The 25,889-nt window shown below is 62.1% G+C and carries 19 protein-coding genes and 6 tRNA genes; 23 read left to right on the top strand and 2 right to left on the bottom strand.

Features of this window, described 5'->3' with window-relative positions; all coding sequences use genetic code 11:
- Positions 1-76 precede the first annotated feature (76 nt).
- The 11 genes from H928_RS28260 (at position 77) to H928_RS0116110 (ending at position 11,035) form a co-directional block, all read left to right on the top strand.
- On the top strand, positions 77-3,322 hold the full coding sequence (locus H928_RS28260) for an efflux RND transporter permease subunit (RefSeq protein WP_021027445.1): 3,246 nt from the start codon (positions 77-79) through the stop codon (positions 3,320-3,322).
- Between the two features lie 133 nt (positions 3,323-3,455).
- Positions 3,456-3,542 (top strand) — tRNA-Leu (locus tag H928_RS0116155).
- A gap of 490 nt (positions 3,543-4,032) precedes the next feature.
- Positions 4,033-5,346: a trigger factor gene (gene tig, locus H928_RS0116150; RefSeq protein ID WP_021027444.1), complete on the top strand. Its 1,314-nt coding sequence runs from the start codon at positions 4,033-4,035 to the stop codon at positions 5,344-5,346.
- A 153-nt stretch (positions 5,347-5,499) separates the two neighbouring features.
- Positions 5,500-6,108: an ATP-dependent Clp endopeptidase proteolytic subunit ClpP gene (gene clpP / locus H928_RS0116145; RefSeq protein ID WP_021027443.1), complete on the top strand. Its 609-nt coding sequence runs from the start codon at positions 5,500-5,502 to the stop codon at positions 6,106-6,108.
- Between the two features lie 101 nt (positions 6,109-6,209).
- Positions 6,210-7,481, top strand: coding sequence for an ATP-dependent Clp protease ATP-binding subunit ClpX (gene clpX, locus H928_RS0116140; protein WP_021027442.1), 1,272 nt, complete (start codon positions 6,210-6,212; stop codon positions 7,479-7,481).
- 197 nt (positions 7,482-7,678) lie between these two features.
- The gene (gene lon / locus H928_RS0116135) at positions 7,679-10,138 is read left to right on the top strand and encodes an endopeptidase La (protein ID WP_021027441.1); all 2,460 of its coding nucleotides are present in this window, start codon (positions 7,679-7,681) and stop codon (positions 10,136-10,138) included.
- A gap of 138 nt (positions 10,139-10,276) precedes the next feature.
- Positions 10,277-10,352, top strand: a tRNA-Gly gene (locus tag H928_RS0116130).
- Positions 10,353-10,392: 40 nt separating this feature from the next.
- Positions 10,393-10,466: transfer RNA gene (locus H928_RS0116125), tRNA-Cys, on the top strand.
- A gap of 50 nt (positions 10,467-10,516) precedes the next feature.
- Positions 10,517-10,592: transfer RNA gene (locus tag H928_RS0116120), tRNA-Gly, on the top strand.
- A gap of 40 nt (positions 10,593-10,632) precedes the next feature.
- Positions 10,633-10,708: transfer RNA gene (locus tag H928_RS0116115), tRNA-Gly, on the top strand.
- 238 nt (positions 10,709-10,946) lie between these two features.
- Positions 10,947-11,035, top strand: a tRNA-Leu gene (locus H928_RS0116110).
- A gap of 147 nt (positions 11,036-11,182) precedes the next feature.
- Here H928_RS0116110 and H928_RS0116105 read toward each other — a convergent pair.
- Both H928_RS0116105 and H928_RS28255 read right to left on the bottom strand, forming a co-directional pair.
- Complete coding sequence (locus tag H928_RS0116105) at positions 11,183-11,629, bottom strand: helix-hairpin-helix domain-containing protein (protein ID WP_084635839.1); 447 nt, start codon at positions 11,627-11,629, stop codon at positions 11,183-11,185.
- 129 nt (positions 11,630-11,758) lie between these two features.
- Entirely contained in the window at positions 11,759-12,859 is a 1,101-nt protein-coding gene (locus tag H928_RS28255; protein WP_021027439.1) for a helix-turn-helix domain-containing protein, read from the bottom strand.
- 650 nt (positions 12,860-13,509) lie between these two features.
- On the opposite strand from H928_RS28255, the gene H928_RS0116095 reads away from it, so the two are divergent.
- From H928_RS0116095 to H928_RS0116040, 12 genes are all read left to right on the top strand, one after another.
- Positions 13,510-13,821, top strand: coding sequence for a pilus assembly protein (locus H928_RS0116095; RefSeq protein ID WP_198424365.1), 312 nt, complete (start codon positions 13,510-13,512; stop codon positions 13,819-13,821).
- Between the two features lie 334 nt (positions 13,822-14,155).
- Positions 14,156-15,955 carry a hypothetical protein gene (locus H928_RS0116090; protein WP_027011021.1) on the top strand — a complete coding sequence of 600 codons (1,800 nt, stop codon included), beginning with the start codon at positions 14,156-14,158 and terminating at the stop codon, positions 15,953-15,955.
- The gene (locus H928_RS0116085) at positions 15,955-17,028 is read left to right on the top strand and encodes a hypothetical protein (RefSeq protein WP_148293198.1); all 1,074 of its coding nucleotides are present in this window, start codon (positions 15,955-15,957) and stop codon (positions 17,026-17,028) included. The genes H928_RS0116090 and H928_RS0116085 overlap by 1 nt, the downstream gene beginning before the upstream one ends.
- Positions 17,029-17,030: 2 nt before the next feature.
- A complete protein-coding gene (locus tag H928_RS0116080) occupies positions 17,031-17,807 on the top strand; it encodes a hypothetical protein (RefSeq protein ID WP_148293197.1) in 777 nt (258 codons plus the stop codon).
- Between the two features lie 12 nt (positions 17,808-17,819).
- Entirely contained in the window at positions 17,820-18,029 is a 210-nt protein-coding gene (locus H928_RS30945; RefSeq protein ID WP_021027434.1) for a hypothetical protein, read from the top strand.
- Positions 18,023-19,039, top strand: coding sequence for a Flp pilus assembly protein CpaB (gene cpaB, locus H928_RS0116070; RefSeq protein WP_021027433.1), 1,017 nt, complete (start codon positions 18,023-18,025; stop codon positions 19,037-19,039). Before H928_RS30945 ends, cpaB begins: the two co-directional genes overlap by 7 nt.
- A gap of 86 nt (positions 19,040-19,125) precedes the next feature.
- Complete coding sequence (locus H928_RS0116065) at positions 19,126-20,796, top strand: type II and III secretion system protein family protein (protein ID WP_239644987.1); 1,671 nt, start codon at positions 19,126-19,128, stop codon at positions 20,794-20,796.
- 30 nt (positions 20,797-20,826) lie between these two features.
- Entirely contained in the window at positions 20,827-22,494 is a 1,668-nt protein-coding gene (locus tag H928_RS0116060; RefSeq protein ID WP_021027431.1) for an ATPase, T2SS/T4P/T4SS family, read from the top strand.
- Positions 22,491-23,348 (top strand): type II secretion system F family protein, encoded by an 858-nt coding sequence (locus H928_RS28250; RefSeq protein ID WP_021027430.1) that lies wholly within the window; start codon positions 22,491-22,493, stop codon positions 23,346-23,348. The genes H928_RS0116060 and H928_RS28250 overlap by 4 nt, the downstream gene beginning before the upstream one ends.
- A 3-nt stretch (positions 23,349-23,351) precedes the next feature.
- Positions 23,352-24,239, top strand: coding sequence for a type II secretion system F family protein (locus H928_RS0116050; protein ID WP_021027429.1), 888 nt, complete (start codon positions 23,352-23,354; stop codon positions 24,237-24,239).
- Between the two features lie 11 nt (positions 24,240-24,250).
- Entirely contained in the window at positions 24,251-24,559 is a 309-nt protein-coding gene (locus H928_RS0116045; RefSeq protein ID WP_148293196.1) for a DUF192 domain-containing protein, read from the top strand.
- A 12-nt stretch (positions 24,560-24,571) separates the two neighbouring features.
- Positions 24,572-25,741, top strand: a complete 1,170-nt coding sequence (locus tag H928_RS0116040) for a TadE family protein (protein WP_021027427.1) — start codon at positions 24,572-24,574, stop codon at positions 25,739-25,741.
- The last annotated feature ends 148 nt before the right edge of the window (positions 25,742-25,889 follow it).

The following is a 25,889-nucleotide window of genomic DNA, read 5'->3' as shown; positions in this document are numbered from 1 at the left end:
GCCCGATGCACCGGTGGTCAATGCCCCCGCTGCTGCGGATGCTGCGGCTCCTGCAGCCAAGCAGTAAGAGGTGGCCATGCAAACACCTCCGAACACGCCGCAAGGCGCTGCAACGCCCGCGTCGGCCCCCGAGCCCGATGGCGAAAAGCACAGCAGCAGCAAGGGCTTCAACCTCTCGCGCTGGGCGCTGCAGCATGTGCCGCTGACGCGCTACCTGCTGATCATGCTGCTGGTGCTGGGCATCGGCGCGTATTTTCAGCTGGGCCAGGACGAGGACCCGCCGTTCACCTTCCGTGCGATGGTGGTCTCGGCCGCATGGCCGGGGGCCACCGCGCAGCAGATGGCCGAGCAGGTGACCGACAAGGTCGAGCGCACCTTGCAGGATGTGCCCAATGCCGACAAGATCGTCAGCTACTCCAAGCCCGGCGAGATGCTGGTCATCCTGAACCTGCGCGAAGACACGCGCCCGCAGGATGTGCCGCAAACCTGGCTGGCCGTGCGCAAAAAGGTGGGCGATATGCGCGCCAGCTTGCCCCAGGGCGTGCTCGGTCCCTTCTACAACGACGACTTTGGCGATGTCTATGGCGTGATCTATGCGCTGCAGGGCGAGGGCTACAGCTACGCCGAACTCAAGGAATATGCCGACAGCGTGCGCCAGAGCCTGCTGCGGGTCAAGGACGTGGCCAAGGTCGAGCTCTTTGGCGTGCAGGACGAGAAGCTCTACATCGAGATCTCGCGCAGCAAGCTGGCCCAACTGGGGCTGGACATGAACCAGGTCATCGCCCAGCTCGGCCAGCAAAACGCGGTGCAAAGCGGTGGCGAGGTGCAGGCCGGCGCCGACCGGGTGCAGGTCGAGGTGACGGGCGAGTTCCGCCAGCTCGACGACGTCAAGGCCATGCCGATCCGGGGGCCCAACGGCAACCAGCTCAAGCTGGGCGATATCGCCGATATCTACCGCAGCTACCTGGACCCGGCCAAGACCAAGGTGCATTTCCAGGGCCAGCCCACGGTGGCCTTGGGTATCTCGATGCGCAAGGGTGGCGATGTGATCGCACTGGGCAAGCACCTGCATGAGGCGGTGGACAAGATCGTGCCCACCTTGCCGGCCGGCCTGAGCCTGGAGAACGTGCAGGACCAGCCCAAGGCCGTGTCCACCTCGGTCAACGAGTTTGTGCGCGTGCTGATCGAGGCGGTGGTGATTGTGCTGGCCGTGAGCTTTGTGAGCCTGGGCATGCACATCCGCAAGGGCAAGGACCCGCTGTGGCGCCGCATCACTCTGGATCCGCGCCCCGGGCTGGTGGTGGGCATCACCATTCCGCTGGTGCTTTGCGCCACCTTCCTGGCGATGTGGTACTGGGGCATTGGCCTGCACAAGGTCTCGCTGGGCTCGCTGATCATTGCGCTGGGCCTGTTGGTGGACGACGCCATCATTGCGGTCGAGATGATGGTGCGCAAGATGGAAGAGGGCTATGACAAGCTGAGCGCGGCCACCGCCGCCTATGACATCACCGCCAAGCCGATGCTGACGGGCACCTTGATCACGGCAGCGGGCTTTATGCCGATTGGCATCGCCAAGTCCACCACCGGTGAATACACCTTTGCGATCTTTGCGGTGACCGTGATTGCGCTGGTCATCAGCTGGGTGGCCTCGGTCTACTTTGTGCCCTACCTGGGCACGGTGTTCCTGAAGAAGCCCAAGCATGCGCCGCAAGAGAGTGAGGGTGGTGAGGGTGGCGAGCATGCGATGTTCGACACCCCCTTCTACAACCGCTTCCGCCGCACTGTCTCCTGGTGCGTGGAGCACCGCTGGCTGACGATTGGCGCCACGGTGCTGGTGTTTGCGCTGGGCCTGTTTGGCATGAGCCGGGTGCAGCAGCAGTTCTTCCCCGATTCCAACCGCACCGAGATCCTGATGGATGTCTGGCTGCCCGAGGGCTCGAGCATGGCCGCCAATGAAGAGGTGACGCGGCGCATCGAGCAGCGCATGCAGGCGCAGGACGGCATCGAGTCCGTCACCTCCTGGATCGGCTCGGGCGTGCCGCGCTTTTACCTGCCGCTGGACCAGATCTTCCCGCAGTCCAATGTGTCGCAGTTGATCCTGTTGCCGCACAACCTGGCCGACCGCGACAGCCTGATGAAGCGGCTGCCGACCTTGCTGGCCCAGGAGTTCCCGGAAGTGCGGGCCCGCGTCAAGCTGCTGCCCAGCGGCCCGCCGGTGCCCTACCCGGTGCAGTTCCGCGTGATGGGCCAGGACCCCCAACTGCTGCGCACGCTGGCGAGCGACGTGCGTGCCAAGCTGGAGGCATCGCCCGATATGCGCGGCGTCAATGACAACTGGAACGAGTCCATCAAGGTGCTGCGCCTGGAGGTGGACCAGAGCAAGGCGCGTGCGCTGGGCGTGAGCAACCAGAGCATTGCCCAGGCCACGCGCACCCAGCTGTCGGGCAACACCATTGGCCAGTTCCGCGAAGGCGACAAGCTGATCGACATGGTGCTGCGCCAGCCGGTGGATGAGCGCCAGGCCGTGACCGACGTGGGCAATGCCTATGTGGCCTCGAGCAGTGGCCAGGCCATCTTGCTGTCGCAGATTGCCAAGCCCAGCTTTGTCTGGGAGCCGGGCATTCTCTGGCGCCAGGGGCGGGAGTATGCGATCACCGTACAAGGCGATGTGGCTGCCGGCCTGCAAGGCCCGACGGTGACGCAAAAGCTCTGGCCCGATCTGCAAAAGCTGCAGCAGGGCTGGGCCGACAAGGGCCTGAACCAGTACCGCATCGAGATTGCCGGTGCGGTGGAGGAGAGCGCCAAGGGCTCGGACTCGATCATGGCGGGCATGCCGATCATGGTGTTCATCGTCTTCACCCTGCTGATGCTGCAGCTGCACAGCTTCAGCCGCTCGGTGCTGGTCTATATCACCGGCTTCCTGGGCATTGCGGGCGTGACGGCGGCCTTGCTGCTGCTGAACCGGCCCTTTGGCTTTGTCGCCTTGCTGGGCGTCATCGCGCTGATGGGCATGATCCAGCGCAACTCGGTGATCCTGATCGACCAGATCGAGGCCAACCATGCGGCGGGCCTCTCGACCTGGGATGCGATTGTCGAGGCCGCCACCCACCGGCTGCGCCCGATTGCGCTGACCGCCGCGGCTGCCGTGCTGGCGATGATTCCGCTCTCGCGCAGCATCTTCTGGGGGCCGATGGCCGTTGCCATCATGGGCGGCCTGGTCGTTGCCACGGTGCTGACCTTGCTGGCGCTGCCGGCCATGTATGCGGCCTGGTTCCGCGTGAAGAAGGAGCACAGCGAGGTGCCACTGTCGGCGGCGGTTTGAGCGGCCTGCGATGCCAGGCCATGGCGCGGGCAGTTTTTGCCCCGGTTTGCCCAAGGCGCCAATGGCTTGCATTAGAATCTTGGATTGACCTAAAACAGGCGGGTTGGCTCACAAGCTGGCTGCAGCCGCAACCGCGCGGGTGGCGAAATTGGTAGACGCACCAGGTTTAGGTCCTGACGCCAGCAATGGTGTGGGGGTTCGAGTCCCCCCCCGCGCACCAAAATTTAATAGCAGAAGGTATAAGCACCATCTGCTTTTGCACTGAATATGAGCCGAATTTCCCGCAGGAGATTCGGCTTTTTTCTTGGTGATTTGCATTGGCGGCTGCTGGCATCCGGGTTCTGACCCTGCAGCAAGACGGTATTGGCAGCCAAGAAAAGAGCTGGCTTTATATATAATGTTCGGTTTCGGTCGATGGCGCCTTGCGCTGCACCGCTTTCGTGACAACGCTGGTTTTTGCCGCGTCACGCCTGGTGTTGCTTGCTACTGAATGCGCTGTCATCGTTTGATTTTTGGGTGTGCTGGGCTTAGGGCCAGTCGCCTATCTACTGGGACCCCAGGTTGTAAAACGGTGCCAATCCCCGTTGATGCCATCCCCGATGTGACACGGACAGTCCTCGCATCGGACGCAAGCTTTGCCGCTTGCAGGCTGGCTTGAATGGCGTTTGCACACCGTGGCCGGAAGGGTTCGTGCCTAACTAGGATTAACCATGGCAGTGAATGTTGAAACCCTTGAAAAGCTCGAGCGCAAAATTTCGCTGAGCTTGCCTCTCGCATCCGTGCAAACCGAAGTGGACAGCCGCCTCAAGCGCCTGGCCCGCACCGTGAAGATGGACGGCTTCCGTCCAGGCAAGGTGCCGATGAACGTGGTGGCACAGCGCTATGGCTATTCCGTGCAGTACGAAGTGCTCAACGAGAAGGTCGGCGAGGCTTTTGCCAAGGCCGCCAACGAAGCCGAGCTGCGCGTGGCCGGTCAGCCCAAGATCACTGAAAAAGAAGGCGCACCTGAGGGTGAGCTGGCATTTGACGCCGTGTTCGAAGTGTTCCCCGAAGTCAAGATCGGTGACCTGGCTTCCGCTGAAGTCGAGAAGCTGGCTGCCGACGTGGACGACGCTGCCATCGAAAAGACCATCGACATCCTGCGCAAGCAGCGTCGCACCTTCGCCCAGCGCCCAGCCGACACGGCTGCCGTGGATGGCGACCGCGTGACCGTGGACTTCGAAGGCAAGATCGACGGCGAACCCTTTGCTGGCGGCAAGGCTGAAGCCTTCCAGTTCCTGATCGGCGAAGGCCAGATGCTCAAGGAATTCGAAGACGCCGTGCGCGGCATGAAGACCGGCGAATCCAAGACTTTCCCCCTGGCATTCCCAGAGGACTACCACGGCAAGGAAGTGGCTGGCAAGACCGCCGACTTCCTGGTGACCGTCAAGAAGGTGGAAGCGGCCAACCTGCCCGAAGTGAACGAAGCACTGGCCAAGTCCCTGGGCATTGCTGACGGCTCCGTCGAAGGCCTGCGCGCTGACATCAAGAAGAACCTGGAGCGTGAAGTCAAGTTCCGCGTTCAGTCGCGCAACAAGCAAGCCGTGATGGAAGCCCTGGTGTCCAAGGCTGAGCTGGACCTGCCCAAGGCGAGCATCGACGCCGAAGTCGGCCGTCTGCTCGAAGGCGCCCGTGAAGAGCTGAAGCAACGCGGCATCAAGGACGCTGAAAAGGCGGAAATCCCTGCTGACGTGTTCCTGCCCCAAGCCGAGCGCCGCGTGCGCCTGGGCCTGGTGGTGGCCGAGCTGGTCAAGGCCAACAAGCTGGAAGCCACGCCTGAGCAAATCAAGGCCCACATCGACGAGCTGGCATCGAGCTACGAGAAGCCAGAAGACGTCGTGCGTTGGTACTTTGGTGACCGCCAGCGTCTGGCCGAAGTCGAAGCCGTTGTGATCGAAAACAACGTGACCGAATTCGTGCTGGGCAAGGCCAAGGTCAGCGACAAGACCGTGTCCTTCGACGAACTGATGGGTCAACAAGGCTGATAGCCAGGTGCGCTGGGCGGCCATGGCCGCCAGCGCTTGCCAGCCAAAATCAGGGGCTTGTGCTTTTGGGCGCAGGCCCCATTTTATTGGGGTACAGTTAGCGCAGTCACAGTGCATTGACGCTAGCTTCCACCAATCCTGAACGGAGATGTAATGAGCGCACAAGATATTCAGAACTTGGGTTTGATCCCGATGGTGATCGAGCAATCGGGCCGTGGTGAGCGCTCGTTTGACATTTACTCGCGCCTGCTCAAGGACCGCGTGATTTTTCTGGTCGGTGAAGTCAATGACCAGACCGCCAACCTGGTGGTGGCCCAGCTGCTGTTCCTGGAAAGCGAAAACCCCGACAAGGAGATTTCGCTCTACATCAACTCGCCTGGCGGCAGCGTGACGGCCGGCATGGCCATCTATGACACGATGCAGTTCATCAAGCCGCAGGTCTCGACCATGTGCCTGGGCTTTGCTGCCAGCATGGGCGCTTTCCTGCTGGCCGCTGGCGAGAAGGGCAAGCGCTACTCGCTGCCCAACTCCAAGATCATGATCCACCAGGTGCTGGGCGGCGCCCGTGGCCAGGCCACGGACATCGAAATCCATGCCCGCGACATCATCCGCACCAAGGAGCAGATGAACCGCATCCTGGCAGACCGCACTGGCCAGCCTTATGACAAGGTCAAGGCCGATACCGAGCGCGACTACTTCATGACGGCACCCGAAGCCCAGGAGTACGGTTTGGTCGATACTGTGGTAGAAAAGCGCCCATAAGTAGGCTTTTCCGGATAAGCGGCCGCAACCCTACCGGTTGAGGCCGCTTTGTAGTTGGTTATCATTGTTTCCACATAGATTCGATTGAAGGCATTGCCCCCATGGCCGAGAAAAAAGGCTCATCCAGCGAAAAAACCCTGTACTGCTCCTTCTGCGGCAAGAGCCAGCACGAGGTGAAGAAACTCATTGCCGGACCGTCCGTGTTCATCTGCGATGAGTGCATCAACCTCTGCAATGACATCGTGCGCGACGAAGTGGCAGCAGAAGGCAAGGAGGGCGAGAAGGCCAAGGGCAATGATCTGCCGACACCGGCCGAGATCAAGGCCACCCTGGACAACTATGTCATCGGTCAGGATCCCGCCAAACGCACCCTGGCCGTGGCGGTGTACAACCACTACAAGCGCCTGGCGCACAAGGACAAGGCCGGCAAGGACGATGTGGAACTGGCCAAGAGCAATATCTTGCTGATCGGCCCCACCGGCTCGGGCAAGACCTTGCTCGCCCAGACCCTGGCCCGCCAGCTGAACGTGCCCTTTGTGATGGCTGACGCCACCACGTTGACGGAAGCGGGCTATGTCGGCGAGGACGTCGAGAACATCGTGCAAAAGCTGCTGCAAAGCTGCAACTATGATGTCGAGCGGGCCCAGCGCGGCATTGTCTACATCGACGAGATCGACAAGATCACCCGCAAGGCGGACAACCCCTCGATCACCCGCGATGTATCGGGCGAAGGCGTGCAGCAGGCGCTGCTCAAGCTGATCGAAGGCACGATGGCCTCGATCCCGCCCCAGGGCGGGCGCAAGCACCCGAACCAGGATTTCCTGCAGGTCGACACGACCAATATCCTGTTCATCTGCGGCGGCGCCTTTGCCGGGCTGGAGAAGGTCATCGAGAACCGCTCCGAGGCCTCGGGCATCGGTTTTGGTGCCACCGTCAAGAGCAAGCAGCAGCGCTCTATCTCCGAGGCCTTCCGCGACATCGAGCCCGAAGACCTGATCAAGTTCGGCATCATCCCCGAGCTGGTGGGGCGTCTGCCGGTGGTCACTGCGCTGGCCGAGCTGTCGGAAGACGCGCTGGTGCAGATCCTGACCCAGCCCAAGAATGCGCTGGTCAAGCAGTACAACAAGCTGCTGGGCATGGAAGGCGTGGAGCTGGAGGTGCGCCCGGATGCCTTGACCGCCATTGCCAAGAAGGCGCTGGCCCGCAAGACCGGCGCCCGGGGGCTGCGCTCGATACTGGAGCAGTCGCTGATGACAACCATGTTTGACCTGCCCACCACCGACAACGTGGCCAAGGTCGTGGTCGAAGAGGCGACGATCAACGAAGGCAAGCCGCCCCTCCTGGTGTACCGGGAAGCGGCGAAAAAGGCCTGACAGGCTGCGATGGCAGAGACCGCTGGGGCTCTGCCATCGGTGTTTTACGAGGACCGCTTGGCGCCGCCGGGCTGTGTCCCATGGGCTTGAGGGTGCATTTGCTGGCCTGCACCCGCCCTGGCCCCTGGTTTTTCATGGCCAAGGGTTGAAATATCGCTTTTACGAATCATCTTCGTACAAGTTTCAAAAGGATTTTCATGTCCGACAACCAAACCCAATCCTCCCACCCCCTGGAATTGCCCATGCTCCCGCTGCGGGACGTGGTCGTTTTTCCGCACATGGTGATCCCGCTGTTCGTCGGCCGCCCCAAGAGCATCAAGGCGCTGGAGACGGCGATGGAAGGCGACCGCAAGATCATGCTGGTGGCCCAGAAGACGGCCGCCAAGGACGATCCGACGGTCAACGACATGTTCAGCGTCGGCTGCGTCTCGACCATCCTGCAGATGCTCAAGCTGCCCGATGGCACCGTCAAGGTGCTGGTCGAAGGCGTGCAGCGTGCCCAGGTGCAGGAAATCGCCGAAGGCGAGGACTACTTCACCGCGCAGATCGTGCCCGTGGAGCCCGGCGACAGCGCCGACAAGGCCAGCGAGATCGAGGCCCTGCGCCGCGCCGTGATGCAGCAGTTTGACCAGTACGTCAAGCTCAACAAGAAGATCCCATCCGAGATCCTGACCTCCATCTCCGGCATCGATGACGCAGGCCGCCTGGCCGACACCATCGCTGCCCACCTGCCGCTCAAGCTCGAGAACAAGCAGGCCGTGCTGGAGCTGCAAAAGGTGCAGGACCGCCTGGAAAACCTCTACGACCAGCTCGAGCGCGAAGTCGACATCCTCAATGTCGACAAGAAGATCCGTGGCCGCGTCAAAAAGCAGATGGAAAAGAGCCAGCGCGACTTCTACCTGAACGAGCAGGTCAAGGCCATCCAGAAGGAGCTGGGCGAGGGCGAAGACGGCGCCGACCTGGAAGACCTGGAAAAGAAGATCAAGCTGGCCAAGATGACGCAGGATGCGCGCAAGAAGGCCGAGGGCGAGCTCAAGAAGCTCAAGCTGATGTCGCCGATGTCGGCCGAGGCCTCGGTGGTGCGCAACTACATCGAAACGCTGGTGAACCTGCCCTGGGGCAAGAAGACCAAGGTCAAGAAGGACCTGGTCGTCGCCGAGGATGTGCTCAACGAAGACCACTATGGCCTCGACAAGGTCAAGGACCGCATTCTTGAGTACCTCGCGGTGCAGCAGCGCGTGGACAAGGTCAAGGCACCCATCCTGTGCCTGGTCGGCCCTCCTGGCGTAGGCAAGACCTCGCTGGGCCAGTCGATCGCCAAGGCCACCGGGCGCAAGTATGTGCGCATGGCGCTGGGCGGCATGCGTGATGAGGCCGAGATCCGGGGTCACCGCCGTACCTACATCGGTGCGATGCCGGGCAAGGTGCTGCAGAACCTGTCCAAGGTCGGCACGCGCAATCCGCTGTTCCTGCTCGATGAAATCGACAAGCTGGGCATGGACTTCCGGGGTGACCCATCCAGCGCCTTGCTGGAAGTGCTCGACCCCGAGCAGAACAGCAAGTTTGGCGACCACTATGTGGAAGTCGACTTCGACCTCAGCGATGTGATGTTTGTTGCCACCTCGAACTCGATGAACATCCCGCCCGCGTTGCTGGACCGGATGGAAGTGATCCGCCTGGCCGGTTACACCGAGGACGAGAAGACCAATATCGCGATGCGCTACCTGCTGCCCAAGCAGATCGAGAACAACGGCGTCAAGGCCGGTGAGCTCGAGCTGCGCGAGGACGCCGTGCGCGACATCGTGCGCTACTACACCCGCGAAGCCGGTGTGCGTTCGCTCGAGCGTGAGCTGTCCAAGATCTGCCGCAAGGTGGTCAAGAACATCCAGCTGGGCAAGGCACAGGCACCGGTGCAGGTGACGGCCGACAACCTGCCCGACTACCTGGGTGTGCGCAAGTTCAGCTACGGCCATGCCGAGCAGAAGAACCAGGTCGGCCAGGTCGTGGGCCTGGCCTGGACCGAGGTGGGCGGCGATCTGCTGACCATTGAAGCGGCTGCCATGCCTGGCAAGGGCGTCATCAACCGCACCGGCTCGCTGGGCGATGTGATGAAGGAATCGGTCGAAGCGGCCCGCACCGTGGTGCGCAGCCGGGCCCGTTCGCTGGGCATCCGCGACGACGTGTTCGAGAAGCGCGACATCCACATCCACGTGCCCGATGGTGCCACCCCCAAGGATGGCCCCAGCGCTGGTGCCGCGATGACGACGGCGCTGGTGTCGGTGCTGACCGGCATCCCCGTGCGTGCCGATGTGGCGATGACCGGCGAGATCACCTTGCGCGGTGAAGTCACCGCCATCGGTGGCTTGAAGGAAAAGCTGCTGGCTGCGCTGCGCGGTGGCATCAAGACTGTGATGATCCCGGAAGAGAACGTCAAGGACTTGGCCGAGATCCCGGACAACGTCAAGAGCGGTCTGGAGATCGTGCCGGTGCGTTGGATCGACAAGGTGCTGGAAGTGGCGCTGGAAGTCAAACCCACGCCCTTGAGCGACAGCGATGCGCCTGCCGCCGAGCCGGTGCCCGTGGTGCCTGCCGTGGCTGTAGCAGCCACTGCCGCCAAGGCGGCACCTGCGCGCCGCTCGCGTGCCGTCAAGCACTGATCGGCTGCTGGTCTGCACGGAAAACCGGCCCGTCATCAAAAACGGGCCGGTTTGCCAAAAAGACCAAAAAATATGCGTTACAATGCATACCATCGCGGAGCCCGGTATATAATAGCGGACTTCCGGTAAAGCGGATACGCGGGAATAGCTCAGTTGGTAGAGCGATACCTTGCCAAGGTATAGGTCGACGGTTCGAACCCGTTTTCCCGCTCCAAATTGGCTGTGTTGATGGTTTCAGCATGGCAACAATCCATGGCGCGATAGCAAAGCGGTTATGCCCCGGATTGCAAATCCGGTTAGACCAGTTCGACTCTGGTTCGCGCCTCCAGGACATGCTTGTCAGTACGTTTTGGGTTCGTGGTGAAACGAACAATGTATGCGGGAATAGCTCAGTTGGTAGAGCGATACCTTGCCAAGGTATAGGTCGACGGTTCGAACCCGTTTTCCCGCTCCAGTGTTTCAAAGCTGGTGTGGATCCGTTCATGCTAGTTTTTGCGGGAATAGCTCAGTTGGTAGAGCGATACCTTGCCAAGGTATAGGTCGACGGTTCGAACCCGTTTTCCCGCTCCAACACATTGCGAAAAAGAGCCTCAGGGCTCTTTTTTGCTTTTCAGCTCCAGCCTTTACTTACCGGAGCTCGCTGCCACCGCGAGCCTGCGAGTCGCGCAGGATTCGCAGCTTCCTTCTTCTCTGTCTTCATGCGCTACACCAGCGCTTGCAATCATCGCTGCAGCGTTGCGCTCAGCCACGATCTGCCGCTGTCTTCCTCCAACAGCGTAGCTGGAGCAGCTAGAATGGCAGGCTGCGTGCCTCGATGGTGAAATTGGTAGACACCCGGGACTTAAAATCCCGTGCCGCGAAAGTGGCGTGCCGGTTCGATCCCGGCTCGAGGCACCATCAACATGATGAATTCCAACAGGAATTCACTCGCCACACAGAGCCCCGTGAAGCTCCAAGAATTCACGGGCATCTCCTGCGGACACATCGCAGAACTCAAGCAAACCCATCAGCAATGCAGCACTCAACTGTGCCGCTGCAGGGAGCCTAACGTTCATCCTTCAGCGGAAAACGCTGACCCGGAAAGAACACGCGCTCAATCTCTCGCAGCGTGCGTGCACCAATCGTGTGGATCTTCAATAGCTCATGCGGATAGGCCTCACGCAGTTGCTCAGGCGTCTTGATGCCGGCGCGGGCAAGTGTCCGCACGGTCACCAGTGGCAGCCTGCCGTTCAAGGCCGAATCCTGGGCAAACCGGATGGATGGCGGGGCAAAGTCCGGCTCAAAGCACTGGTCCGGGAAGAAGGCCATCTCGATCTTGCGAAAGCGCAGCATGCCGATGCCATGCATGCGCAGCAATCGCAGTGGATAGGCTTGTTTGACGGCTTCCACCGAATGCACGCCATTTTTGGCCAGGATTCGGATGATGCGGTCTGACAAATGACCGTCTAGTAGGGTGTGGGGAGGGGGAGATTTGTTGTATTCATTCGACATCCAGCAAAATCGTAGAACCTGCTAGTACGGAGGAATGACGGTCGGCAGAGGGCATCGGCTGTAGGCCTTGGCAGACAGCAAATGCCAGCGCATTTCAGAGGCGGCCCTCACTGCATCTGCGCTTTGTGCTTAGCGGTCCTGCAAATGTTGTTTTTCCCCGCTGGCCTGGATCCCTTCGCGATCAGCCGATTCGTCCTCTTCCAACGGATGCAGCGGCCCCATCCACCGGAACGGCCTGCGGTTGGGGCTTTGTTGGCGCGCCAGCGCATCGACCGATTGCAGCCACTGGGTGAGTTCTTCGGCCCGCATTGTGGCGCTGCGCTGCGCACCCAAACGGCCCAGAAAGCGGCCCAGTTCCTCGTGCCAAGAGGCATAGTCGCCGCAGCCATGGGTGCACCAGTGTGGGCGCATGCCCAGCCAGGCCTTAATGCTGGGGTGCTGGCTCAGCGCGCTGGTGTCGAGGATGCAATGCACATCGACATGTGGGGGGAACATTGCTTCAACTTCGCGCAGAAACACCAGAAACTCCTGGTGCCGCAGGCGTGGTTTGCACTGCGTGGCGGGGCTTTTGCAGACGCTGTTCAGCGCCTTGCAAAGTGCGGCTGATAGCGGATGCTGGCAGCCTTCGCTGCCCAGCAGGGTTGAGACTTTGCGAGGTGTTGCGGGGGCTGCCGGCAGGCTGAGTGGGCTCTTGGTATCCAGGCAGATGACCAGCGCCTTGTCGCTGCCGCTCAGGTAGATCGCGGCGGGCGCCTGCAATTGCTCCAGCAGCAGTGGGTCGCTGAAGAGTGCAAAGTGGGGGCGGGACTTGGTCTTGCCCAGCAGCTGCAGATAGCGGGCCACGCTGCTTTTGGACATGCCCGTGCGTGCAGCCAGGGCACGTACGCTGTCGGATGCGGTGTCCTCAGACGCCAGTGCTGCTTTGGCGGTAGTGGTAATAGCTTGCAGCTGGCGGTCATCGATGGTGCGGGGTTTGCCGGTTCGCATGCTGTCGTACAGACCCAGGATGCGATGGCTCGCAAACCGGCGGCGCCATTTGCCCACTGTCGCCTGGGTCAGCGCCATGCTGTTGGCAATGCTGACATTGCTGTCGCCTTCCACGCTGCGCAGGATGATCCTGGCGCGGGTGGCGATATGGGCGGGCTGGCCGGGCTTATTGGCTAAGTGTTCGAGCTGTTCTCGCTCACGCGCAGTCAGTGTGATCCCTGACTTGGGTCTGCCTTTTTCCATCGTGATTTCTCCGTCTCTCGGAATCTTCTGCGAAGCCTTTGCTGAGGGGAGCGGCTAGGAGTCGGGACGCAGCGTAAGGCGTTTTCGCAAGTCAACAGACAGCTATTGACAAGGAGGAACGAGCAGCGAGTCGCCCGAGCCTGCATCCAGCCGACCCCAGGGTTTTCCAGAAGATTCCTTGCTATGTGTTGAGGCAGCCTTTAATGCTGCTTATTTAATGGACAGATGAAATGATTACCAGCTAATTATGGTAATTTATTTTGGGACAGTATCGAATATCGATTGCATATATATGTTGTGTAGTTATGGGACGGGGCTTCATGTGGATAGCTTGGGTCATGATTTCTATGGAATTATTGTGGAATCTGTGCATCTCTGCCTAGGATTGTTCAATAACCCATGGATGTCATCAATATGACAGTTGAAAAATTTCATCTCGCAACAAATTAATTTTGACAAATAAGCTTATTCGGTCTATTTAGAGCAAGAAACACTTTGTTAACATTTTAATGAAAATGGCATGTACATTGACAAAACAGATAGATACCATTGCGCCGTTCAGTAATTGCGCTGCGCGGTCGCATGGCATGGTTTCTGAAATCACTGAATTTTCATCTGAATGATCCATGAATGAGGAGCTAGCCTTGAATATGACAAATCACACCAATTCCCATAGTGCAACTATTGCCAAGCCCGTCGCCCAGCGCAAATCGCGCGGCCAGGGTATGACGGAATACATCATTATCTTGGGCCTGATTGCGATTGCCGCGATTGCTGCTTTCAGCTTTTTTGGCCAAACCGTTCGCAGCCAGGTCGCAGGTATGGCCAAGGAAGTGGGTGGTGAATCGGGCAAGGAAGGTATTACTGCCGCACAGGCTGCTTCGGGTAAGGCGCTGACCAATGCCCAGAAGAATATGAATATGTCGACCTATACCGAAGGCGGTAACGACGGCGCCAAGTAAGAGCCGTTGTCGCAACCCTGGGTACCTTGCTGCAAAGTCGCAGGCCTTGGCCTCTGTCGTACGGTGGTAATGTCTGCGGCTTAGGCTGGGTACTCAGTGCAAACCCTTGGGGTATGCCAGGTTGAGATAATGGTTTGAAGTTATCCATGGGAGGGAGGGCCTCCGGAATTCGACGAATTACATAATAGTGGCAATCATGCATAAACCATCTTCGTATCGGTCTGGAGATCGCGTACAAAAAGGGCAGGTGATTGTCTATTTGTTGGCCATGATTCCGGTGGTTTGTCTCAGCATATTCTTGGTCTATAACACGGCCATTGTTGCGCGAGACAAAATGAAGCTGCAAAACAATGCCGATGCGATGACCTATAGCGCGTCCACGGTATTTGCGCGGCAATTGAATTTTCTGGCCTATACCAACCGGGCCATGGCCGCGAATGAAGCGGGCGTGGCGATGCTGGCCAGCTTTCAGACATCGATTGGCATGGTGGTCAGCACGGCGGCCAATATTCAAGTGGCGCGGGTGGAGATCGAAGGGCAGAAGGGCGTGTGGAACCTGGCCCAGGCATCGGCGGCAGCTGCGCGTTATGACTTCATCAGCGCCATCAATTACCTGGTCAAGTGGGGCCGCAATGTACAGGCCGCTGCCAAGTACCAGCGCCAGGCCAACAATATCGCCAAGGCGATTGAGCCCTCGGCCCGGCCGTTCCAGATCATGGTCGATGCACTGCGGGTGCTCAACACCGCCATTTCGCTGGCCCAGGCGGCAACGACTGGCGTCAGCATTCCCGAGGCCATCGTGGTCGCCAAGGATGTGCTCAACGACAACGACGACAAGGCCTATTTGCCGGTGGCGGCCAATGCACCGCTGATTGCCAGCTCGTCGCTGGAGTTTCTCAACTTCATCAAGCTCTACAGCACCACGTCGGACCGCCGCAACGACGAGGACGATTTTTTTGACGCGATGCGCTTTGCCCATGCGGCGCAGGCCACACGCGATGACTTCACCAAGGACCGGCGCATTTTCCCGGGCTTTATCAAGCAGGGCATCACCGGCATGCAAAACGAGGGCGACAGTTTTGATCTCTCCAGCGGCCCGATTGCCACGGCCATGCAAGAGCTGCTCAAAGGCACGGTGTCCTGGAAGGGCGGCACCGAGCTAGTCGCCACCCGGGGCTCGGATGTGCTCGACGAGCGTGGCCGCATCCGTTGGCAATCGGCTGACTCGGTGAACGTGGCCGGCGCTGGCGTGCTGCTGGCCGAGCGCTTTGTGGGCGACTTCGGGCTGGGCGCGGCCACCGCCACGGGCGGCTCCGGCTATGCGGACAAGGGCTGGTCCGGCAACCGCCTGGCCTTGCGCTCTTACGACAAGAACTTCAAGCCGCGCAATGTGGACCCCGAATACCAGAGCGATGAAAAGCGCGACTACGGCAAGCTGACCAAGGACGGCCTGTCCGACAGCGCCATCTATGCGGCGGGCCGCGACCGCGATGGCAATACACTGCTCGTGCCTTTCGCCGTGCTGCAGTTCAACTCCGCCTACAAGTACAAGCCGCGCACCGACATTGGCCTGGTCACCAAGAATTTCTCCTTGCCCCGCTACTGGGATGTGCGCCAGCTGCGCACGCTCAAGGGCCGGGACCAGGACAAGTGGTACGGCGACCTGTCGATGACCAGCATCAACCCGCGCAAGTGGGGCAGCCTGACCGACAAGGGGCCCACGATCTCGGTGATGGTTGCGCGCCGGGGCAGCGATGTGCGCACCGGCGAGCAGGCGGGCTTTGGCTATGCCAAGGATGACTACAGCATTGGCCTGCGCGACCGCATGTTTGGCGGTGACATGAGCGCGCTGTCGTCGGCCCAGCTGTATTTCAAGCGGCCGCAGGACCGCTGGCAACGCCGCGACATGACCAAGGACCAGTACAAGTCGCTGCAGATTGCCGGGCGCACGATCAAGGTCGGCTTTACCGGCGGCTATATCGAGCACAAGAACCTTTTCTCCCCGTACTGGCAGGTCCACCATGTCGAGCCCTCCATCTGGGCGCGTGGCGTGGCCGTGGCCGGATCGGCCCTGGGCGGGTCGGATGGCCTGTTCGGGGGCGGCGAGCCCGACAACCAGGATGCGGCGCAATGATGTCCCAGACTCCCCCGATGAAGACCCTGCGCCGCCGTGCCCGGCGCCGCGCGCAGCAGGGCAGCGCGCTGGTCGAGGTGACCTTGATCAGCGGCTTTGCGGCATTGCTGATGGCGGCTATCCCCTTGATCGCCGATTACGGCCAGGCGCGCATGCAGGTCACCGCAGCGGCCAAGCTCAATGCCTGGCAGCGCTCGGTCTGGTTTCCTGCAGCGACGGAGACCGAGGTCATGTCGGCCGACCAGTACAAGGGCGCGAGCGGGTCCATCCGCAAGTCCGATGCCGAGCTGAGCAATGATTTGCGCCGCCATGTGTTCCGTGATCCGGCGCAGGACACCGACACCGGCGTGCATGGCGAGACCGTGTCCGAGTTCACGTCGGGCCAGGCGCGCATGCCTGATTTCAACGAGTCGCTCACGGCCAAGACCACGGCCGCACCACTGCCCTCGGTCGCGGCCTTCATGGACACCATCTTCTCCAAGGTCGGTGAGGTGCAGAACCTGGCCAAGGGCGAGTCGATTGCCAAGTTCCGCTTTGTCACCCAGGGCTATATGCGCACCGAGGTGGCGCTGGAGCGCGGTGCCGGTTTTTCTGCCGAGCGCTTTCCTACCGAGTTCGGCAAGGTCGCATCGGCCTTGCACAAGAACGACATGCCGCTGCCGCTCAAGCTGCAGATCAAGGACCATGTGACCATGCTGTCCGAGCCCTGGAGCGCCGGCGGCACCAACCGCGAGGAGTCCAAGATCCAGGGCCTGGTGCCGATGAAGCTGCTGGACCGGCCCGAGTACCAGGACTTCCGCGCGCCGCTGGGGCAGCTGGGCAGCACGCTCAAGTGGCTCTGGCCCACCTTTGACCACAACCTGCTCACCATGGGCCTGGCGCCAGGCGATGCGCAGGAGAAGTCGGTACCGCTGGACCGCTACGAGTGGCTGCAGAAGGTGCCTGCGAATGAGCATTACAACGACAACCCGGGCGAGCATGAGTGCGGACCGCTGGAGAAGCCAGACGGCAAGGACTGCTTCCGCTTCTACCGCGCGTTCCCGCCGCCGCCGGTCGTCAACACCTTGCCATGACGATGATGCTGTTGCACCGGCCCAGGCGGGGAGCGTTGGCTGCCCGCCGGCCAGCAGGGCTGTGGGGGCCGCTGGCCTGGTTGCTGTTGGCCGCGCTGGCTGCCGCGATGCCGCTGGCAGCGCGCGCTGCACCCGCCAGCGCCATTGCCTGGCCGGCCATCCTGTTCCCCGACAAGAACCTGTCGCCCTACTGGGTGGCCGAGCTCATCGTGCAGAACAAGATACCGATGCAGATCCAGGCCTTTGATGTCGATGGCGACACGCGCAAGGCCCAGCGTTTCTACCAGGAATGGCTGGGCGGCAAGGCCGATTTTTCAGAGACCACGCTCGACGGCATTCCGATCCTCGGCGCGCGCGACGGCAATTTCCGCATCACCGTCGAGTTCCGGCCCCTGCCCAGCGGCAAGCAGCAGGTGCGCATCTCCTCGGCCTGGCTGCACGGCGCGGTGCCGCAACTGGTCAGCGACCAGCTGCAGCGCCGCAGCTACCTGGCCATGCCCATGGGCACCGACGAGTTCTCCGACACCTTTTCGTTTGATGCAGACCGGGTCAACCGCACCACCGTCTGGGGCAATACCTTGAGCGTCGAGGCCAATGAGCTCTACATCCGCGAGCAGGCGCTGGTGGCGGGCTGGACAGTGCTGAGCCGCAAGACCATCAAGGGCGGCACGCGCGCCCAGGTGGTGCTGCGGCGCGGCGGGCAGGAGGCGGTGATCGCCATCGCCCACAACGGCGTGGGTTGCTCCATCGTCGTCAGTAACACCTTGCCGCAGGCCTAGCCGTTTCCCCCCATGCCGATACCGAAGCACCCCATCCCTGTTCCTCGCGCCAGCCGGCAGTCCGGGCAGATCATGACCGAGTACGTGATCGTCGCGGGCGTGTTGGCCGCCGTTTTTTTTGCACCCATGCCGGGTGCTGACAAGTCTCTGTTTCAGCTGCTGATTGATGCCTTTCGCGCAGCCTGGGCTTCCTATTCCTACACGATCTCTTTGCCATGGTGACCCCAAACTCTCCCAAATCGAATCGTTTCTCGCGGCTGGCCAATGGCTCGCGCCGTGCCGCGCCGCTGATCGCCGCCATTACCCTGGGTGTGGTGGCCGCGGGCCTGGGCTGGTACTACCTCAAGACCTCCGAGGCGGAGATCCAGGCCAACCTGGAATCCGAAGCCGAACGCCTGCGCACCGATGTGGTGGTGCCGATCCAGAACATTCCCGCCGGCACCGCACTGCAGCCCGAGATGGTGGCCAAGCGCAGCGTGCCCTCGGCCTATGTGCATGCCGATGTGCTGACGCCGGACATGATCGACAGCTTTCTGGGCCGCCAGCTGTCGGTGGACATCAGCGCCGGCAAACCGCTGCTGGCCAACTTTTTTGTGACGCCGCGCAAGCTGTTCTCCGAGGAGCTCGAAGCCGGCGTGCGCGCGGTGACCATCCCGGTCGATGAGGTCAGCACCATCTCGGGCATGCTGCGTGCGGGCGACCATATCGACTTCCTGTTCATCGCCGACAAGGATGGCGGCACCCAGGCCGAAGACGCCATCGTCGTGCCGCTGTTGCAAGACGTGGTGGTGCGCGCCACCGGCCAGATCACCTCGGAGCAGTTCTCCGAGCTGCGCAAGCGCCCCGACATCGCCAACACCGTCGATCCCTACCGCCAGCGCAGCTACACCACGGTGACCGTGGGCCTGCCGCCGGTCGATGCGCAGCGCCTGATCCTGGCGCAAAAGCTCGGCAAGATCGTCGCGGCACTGCGCAATGCCGATGACCGCCAGAAGCTCGACACCGGCACCAACGCCCAGCAGCTGGCCAGCTATATCGACAGCTTCCGCCCCCAGCAGCCTGTGGTGCGTGCAGCGCCTGGCCGTGCGCCGGCGATGGTCGAGTACATCGTCGGTGGCGGCGGCGTCAAAACCCAGGTGCAAACGCCGTTGGCCGCCTTGCTGGGCGCTGCGGCCGTGCCCGGTGCCACCGTGCCCACGCCCCAGGCGCCCGCAGTCGCCGGTGCTTACTGATCGCTTTTAGTCCTGATTTATTCCCTGGCCTCGCTGCGCCATTCGCTCCAAAGATTTGCTAGACCATGAATTCCTCGATGATCTGTATGTCCCGTCCCCGTCCGGCCCTTCAGACCTGGGGTGCGACGGCTTGCGTCGCGCTCGTCCTGGCCCTGCCCACGGCGCCCTTGTCGGCCGCGCAGCCCTCTGGCGGCACCACGCAGCCCTCAGCGCCCGGCGCACTCGGTGATTTGCTGCGCGCTGCGCAATCGGCCTCGCTGCAGGCGGAGGCCGAGCAGCGCGGTCAAGGGGGTGACGGTGGCGATTTCGCCCGCGATACCGAAGGCCAGGCCGCGCCTATGACCTCGCCAGGCTTTCGCACCTTGCCCACCGTCAGTGTCAAAACCCAGCCTGCGGCAGATGCCTCCAGCATCGGTGACGTGCAGCCCTTGGTGATCAAGCACCTGCCTGCATCGCTGTCGCTCTATGTGGGGCAGATGACCTTGATCGAGGTGCGCGACGTGGTGCGTGTGGCTGTCGGCAACGGCAAGATCATGGAGGCGCGCGTGGTGGACCAGAAGAGCCTGCTGCTGACGGCATTGGACGCCGGTGAAAGCACGGTCCATGTCTGGCGCAAGGACGGCCAGGTCAGCAGCCTCAAGGCGCGCGTCAACGTGGTCGATCTGGACCGCATCGAAGGCGAGATATCGATGCTGACGGCCGGCATCACCGGTGTGAGCGTCTCCCGCGTGGGCGAGAAGATCATTCTTGATGGCGCCAACCTTGACCCGGCGGCAGTCTCGCGGCTGCGGGAGATTGCGCGCATGTACGGCCCGGCCGTGGTGTCCTTCGCCACTTCCGAGCGCCTGCGCGTGGACCGCATGATCGAGATGGATGTGCGCATCGTGGAGTTCTCGCGCTCGGCGCTGGACGACCTGGGGATGAAGTGGGACACCACCGGTGGTGGCTTCAACTTTGGCCTGTTCTCCGATATCGCCTCCAACGGCGGCTACCGCATCCTGCCGGAGAACTCGCCCTTTCTGAACATGGACAGCGGCTACGGCCAGGGCTTTTTGGACCAGCGCCGGCGCAAGGCGCGCTACTACTTTGGCCTGAGCACGGCGCTGACCTCGGCCATCAACTTGCAGGTGCAGCGTGGCAATGCGATGCTGCTGGCCTCGCCCAAGCTCACCACCCGCAGCGGCGGCGAAGCGCGCTTCCTCTCGGGCGGTGAAATTCCCTTGCCCGCGATGAGCGCGCTGGGCACCGGCTCGGTCAACTACAAGCCCTATGGCCTGCGCCTGCATGTCAAGCCGATGGCCGATGGCGCGGGCAACATCTCCGGCTCGATCCTGGCCGAGGTCAGCAACATCGACCAGTCGGTCTCGGTCGATGGCATCCCGGGGCTGCTGACGCGCCGCACCGAGAGCGAGTTCAATGTCGATGACGGCGACACCATCATCCTCTCGGGCCTGCTCAGCCGCCAGTCCTCGCGCGCCACCGATGGCCTGCCGGGCCTGCGCAATGTGCCGGTACTGGGCTGGGCCTTCAAGAACAACAACGACAGCGACACCCAGATCGAGACCGTGGTGTTCATCACCCCGCGTGTGGTGACCGCCCGCGATTCGCGCCCCCGCCTGGAGCGCACGCAGCAGATTGAAGAGCAGATCTCCAACGGCTTTACCGACCTGACCGAAGACCTCTACCGCAACTCCAAAAAGGCCGAGCCGCCGATGCCCGAGCGCGGTCTGGACCCCGAGAGCTATTCGCACAACTGATGGCTGCGGCCGCTGATCCTGGAGAAGACCGTGCATAAGTTACTAGTCAATTCGCCCCGCCAGAAGGCGCAGGAGTTCGAGCTCGGCGCCGAGACTTTCACCATCGGCAAATCCAGCGACCGCTCCTTGCACCTGACCGGCTGGAACGTGGCCCGCGACCATGCGGTGGTGATGCTGCATGACGGCGATGTCTTCATCGAAGACCGGGGCAGCCTGTTTGGCACCTGGGTCAACAACGAGCGCGTGACCCGCTATGGCCCCTGCCGAGGGGGTGAGGAAGTGGTGGTCGGTGGGCACTCGATCATCGTGGTGCTCGACGACAAGCTGGGCGGACAGCGCGAAGAAGCGCAGAGCCCGGGCCAGACTTCCCAGCCATTACTGGAGCACCAGCGCCCCACGCGCAACGAGCCCCGTCCCGAAGACCCCATGCTGCAGTGGCGCCGCCTGCTGCACCGCCAGTTGCTCGAGCAATTGGAAGCGCGCCGCATCGACACCATCAAAATGAAGGACGATGAGCTGCGCTCCAATGTGCGCGCACTGATTGCCGAAATCATCCGCGACACGCCCAACCTGCCCGAGACCATTGACCGCGCCGAGCTGAGCCAGCAGCTGCTCGACGAAGCCATTGGCCTGGGTCCGCTGGAAGTGCTGCTGCAGGACGATTCGGTGACCGAAGTGATGGTCAACCGTTTTGACGAGATCTGGATCGAGCGGCGCGGGCGCCTGGAGCGCACCGACGTGTCCTTTACCAGCGATCTGGCGGTCAATGGCGCGATCGAGCGCATCGTGACGCCGCTGGGCCGGCGTATCGATGAGAGCTCGCCGATGGTCGATGCACGCCTCAAAGACGGCTCGCGGGTGAACGCCATCATCCCGCCGCTGGCGATTCGCGGCCCCAGTATCACCATCCGTAAGTTTCCCAAGAAGCGCATGGGCGCCGAGGGCATGGTGCAGTACCAGTCGATCTCGCAGGCCATGGTCGATTTTCTGCAGCTGGCCGTCGAGAACAAGCTCAACATCGTGGTCTCGGGCGGTACCGGCACCGGCAAGACCACCTTGCTGAACATGATGTCCAACTTCATCCCCAACGACGAGCGCATCCTGACGGTGGAGGATGCCGCCGAACTCTCGCTGAACCAGCCCAACCTGGTGTCGCTGGAAGCGCGCCCGGCCAACGTCGAAGGCAAGGGCGCCGTTTCGATCCGCGACCTGGTCAAGAACTCGCTGCGGATGCGCCCGGACCGCATTGTCGTTGGTGAGTGCCGAAGCGGCGAAGCGCTGGACATGCTGCAGGCGATGAACACCGGCCACGATGGCTCGCTCACCACCTTGCACGCGAACTCGCCGCGCGATGCGGCTGCCCGTATGGAGGTGCTGGTGACCATGGCGGGCATGAACATCCCCGTCACCGCGATCCGCGAGCAGATTGCCTCGGCCATCCACCTGATGGTGCAGCTCACCCGCTTTCCCTGCGGCAGCCGCAAGATCACCCAGATCACCGAGGTGCTCAACTGCACCGATGGCGTGATCCAGATGCAGGATATTTTTGTGTTCCGCAAGACCGGGCTGGATGCCGAGTTCCGCACCCAGGGCCGCTTTGAGGCAACCGGGGTGATCCCGGACTTTGTTGCCAAGCTGGTCGAGCACGGCGTGCCGGTGAACATGGAGGAATTGTTCTTCCAGGGAGAGCCGGCATGAAGAACTGGCAGTTCCTCGGCTTTTTGCTGGCCGCCGCCGGCTTTGTGGTGCTCTCGGGCTGGCTGGTCTACAGCCGCATGGGCGAGTGGCGCGACAAGTCCAATGTCTACCTGCGCGGCCGTGGCCTCCGGATTCTGGGCATCTCGGAGTTCCATGCGCAAAAGGCGCTGACCCTGGCGACCGGCCATGTGGCCATGGTGGTCGTGGCCGGCATCATCACCTACCTGATTGCGCGCAACTGGTTGCTGGTGGTGGTGGTCTGCGGCGCTGTTTACTTTCTGCCAGCGCGCTGGTTTGCCTGGCAGCGCAAGAAGCGGCGCGAGCGCATCGAGGCCGAGCTGCCCGATGCCTTGCTCTTCATTGCCAGCGCATTGCGCGCGGGCAGTGCGCTGTCGGTGGCGTTGCAGATTCTGGTGCGTGACCAAAAAGGCCCGCTGGGCGATGAGTTCGCGATCGTGCTCAAGGAGCAGCGCATTGGCCTGTCCTTTGACGACGCGGTGCAGAACATGGCGCGGCGCATCCAGATTCCGGACTTCATGCTGGTGGTAGTGGCCTTGCGGGTGGCCAAGGAAGTGGGCGGCAACCTGTCCGAGCCGCTGCAGCTGCTGGCCGAGACCCTGCGCAAGAAAGCGATGCTGGAAGGGCGCATCAAGGCGCTCACGGCCCAGGGCCGCATCCAGGGCCTGGTGATGACCATGTTCCCGGTCGTGCTGGGCGGCATTCTGTACCTGATGCAGCCGACCATGCACCTGCTGTTTGTCACGCCCATCGGCTGGGGGGTGCTGGCCGTGATGGTTGTGATGCTCACCTTGGGCTATATGTCCATCAAGAAAATTGTCGCCATCGACATCTGAGCCATGAAAAACGCCATTCTGCTTGCCGCCATCTTTCTGTCCGCTGTGATGGCCGGCATCATCTTGCTGTACTTCGTCGCCATTGTGCGCAAGGCCCGGCCATCGGTGCGCGAGCACATGGATCCGCTGCCCTGGGGCATTCGCCTCATCTGGCCGGCGGTCAATGTGCTGCAGTTCCATGTCTCGGAGATTGCGCCCACCTCCAGCCTGCTGCGCTGGAAGCGCAAGCTGCAGTTGGCTGGCCTGGAGTACGTGCTCAAGGCCGAGGAGATCATCGCCGTGCGCGTGATCGCGATGGCCGTGGTGGCGCTGGCCTTCACGGGCGCTGCGATGGCGCTGAAGATCGATGGCCAGTGGGTGCGGCTGGCCTGCCTGGCAGGCCTGCTGCTGGGCTGGATGCTGCCGGCGATCTGGGTCAATGACCGCAAGAAGCGCCGCGACAAGGAAGTGCTGCGCACCTTGCCCGGCTACCTCGACCTGATCACCCTGTGCTGCCAGGCGGGTCTGGGTTTGACGGCGGCGATCTCGCAGGCGGTGCAAAAGGGCCCGCGTGGCGCAATGCACGAAGAGCTCGAACGCCTGCTGCGCGAGATGCGCACCGGCATGAGCCGGATGGATGCCTTCAACGCCATGGCCGAGCGCATGGACAACAAGCATGTGCGCGGCCTGGTCTCCAACCTGACCCAGGCCGAGTCGCTGGGTGCCAGCGTCACCGATACCCTGGTCGCCATCTCCGAGCAGCGCCGTACCGAGCGCTTCCAGCATGCCGAGAAGCTGGCGATGGAAGCGCCCGTGAAAATGCTCGGCCCGCTGGTGATCTTTATCTTTCCGGTCACCTTCATGGTGATCTTTTTTCCACTCGCGGTGCAGATGTACCAGACCTTGAAATGAAGGGGCCAGGCATGCCCGCACTCAAAGTACAGCTGGCCCGGCGCTTTTCCGAGCGCGCCTTTGGCCTCATTTTTCGCCCGCCACCGGCCAGCGGCGAGGCGCTGGCGTTTGATCGCTGCGCGGCCGTGCACACCTGCTTCATGCGCTATGCGATCGATGTGGTGTTTGTCGATGCGCAGCAGCAGGTGCTGCGCATCAGTGCGGGCCTTGCGCCTTGGCGCATGGCCTGGTGCCGGGGTGCCAAGCGCGTGCTGGAGCTGCGCAGTGGCGAGGCCGCGCGCCTGGGCCTGGCGCCGGGCCAGCGGCTGCAACTGTGTTGAAGGAGCTTTGCCATGTTCTTGAAGAAAACCAAGCCAGCGCGGCAAAGCGGGGTGTCGATGACCGAGACCTTGATCGCGCTGCCGGTGGTGCTGGTGTTCACGCTGTCGCTGATCCAGTTTGCGCTGATCTACCGCGCAAGGCTCACCTTGCAGTACGCCGCCAATGAGGCCGCGCGCGTGGGCTCGCTCAACAATGCGCTGCCGCTGCCCTATGACCTGCGCATTCCGCTGGCCAAGAAGGGCATGCTGGCCGATGTGAGCCTGGGCAATGTCAAATCGGCGCTCACCAAGGGCAGCGTCTGGCAAGGCTTTGTGCGCGGCATGATGCCGCTTTATGTGTCCGAGTCCAGCGTCTCTGGCCTGCTCAAGGGCTGGGTCAACACCAACACCGACCTGATCCAGGGCAGCTGTATCGAGTACGTCAACCCCACGCAGAACACCTTTTTGGACTGGGCCATGGTGGAGAACTATGGCGAGTCGCGCGGCATCGTGCGCATCCCCAACGACAGCCTGCGCTACCGCAAGCCGCTGCCCTATGAGCGCGATGCCCGCACGGGGGCCACCGACACCTACAACGGCGATACGCCGAACCTGGAAGACACGCGGCTGCGCGGTGCGGTCTCCAACAAGACCTTGGGCGAGACCAATATCCTGCACCTGCGCGTGCACTATGGCTACAAGCTCAGCGTGCCGATTGCCGGGCCCATCATCATCAAGGCCATGCAGGGCTACCGCTATGTCTCCAAGCACATCGGCTCGGTGCTGACCACCGGCGACGATGTGCTCAGTGCAGAAGCCACTGACCTCTCGGCCATCGATGCCTTCTTTCTGGCAAGCGACCGCTTTCCGCTGACGCAGGAGGCCTCGGTGGGCATGCAGTCCTCGCTGTACTGGCATCCGTTCTATGCCTTTGGGCCGGCGCGCGATACCTCGGACCTCAATGCCAGCTTCAAATGGGACGTGGCCGACGGCAACAGTGGGCTGGGCGACTACGCCACCCTGGTGCCGGATCTGGTCGGCAATATCCGCAACGGAGCGCAGTGGGTGACCGCCCATGTCGGCAATGCGGCCATGGATGGCCTCAAGGACGTGGTGGGGCTGCGCAATGCTTTTTGCCCGGCGATCTGGGCCAATCCGATGGGGGTGGAGAATGTGCCCAATCCATTCGATGCGGCGCCTTGATAGGTGGCTGGCTGCTGCGGCCGCGCTGCTGCTGGCCGCCGCGCTGACCGCCGCCCCGGCCTGGGCGCAGACGGTGTGCAAGAGCGAGGGCGTTGAATACATTCTGGGCGGTGCCGCTGCGAGCGGACCCGGCTGCAAGGCCGCATCC

Source organism: Comamonas sp. B-9 (assembly GCF_000410635.1).
GTDB lineage: Bacteria > Pseudomonadota > Gammaproteobacteria > Burkholderiales > Burkholderiaceae_C > Comamonas.
This window is presented reverse-complemented; position numbering and strand designations above follow the sequence as displayed.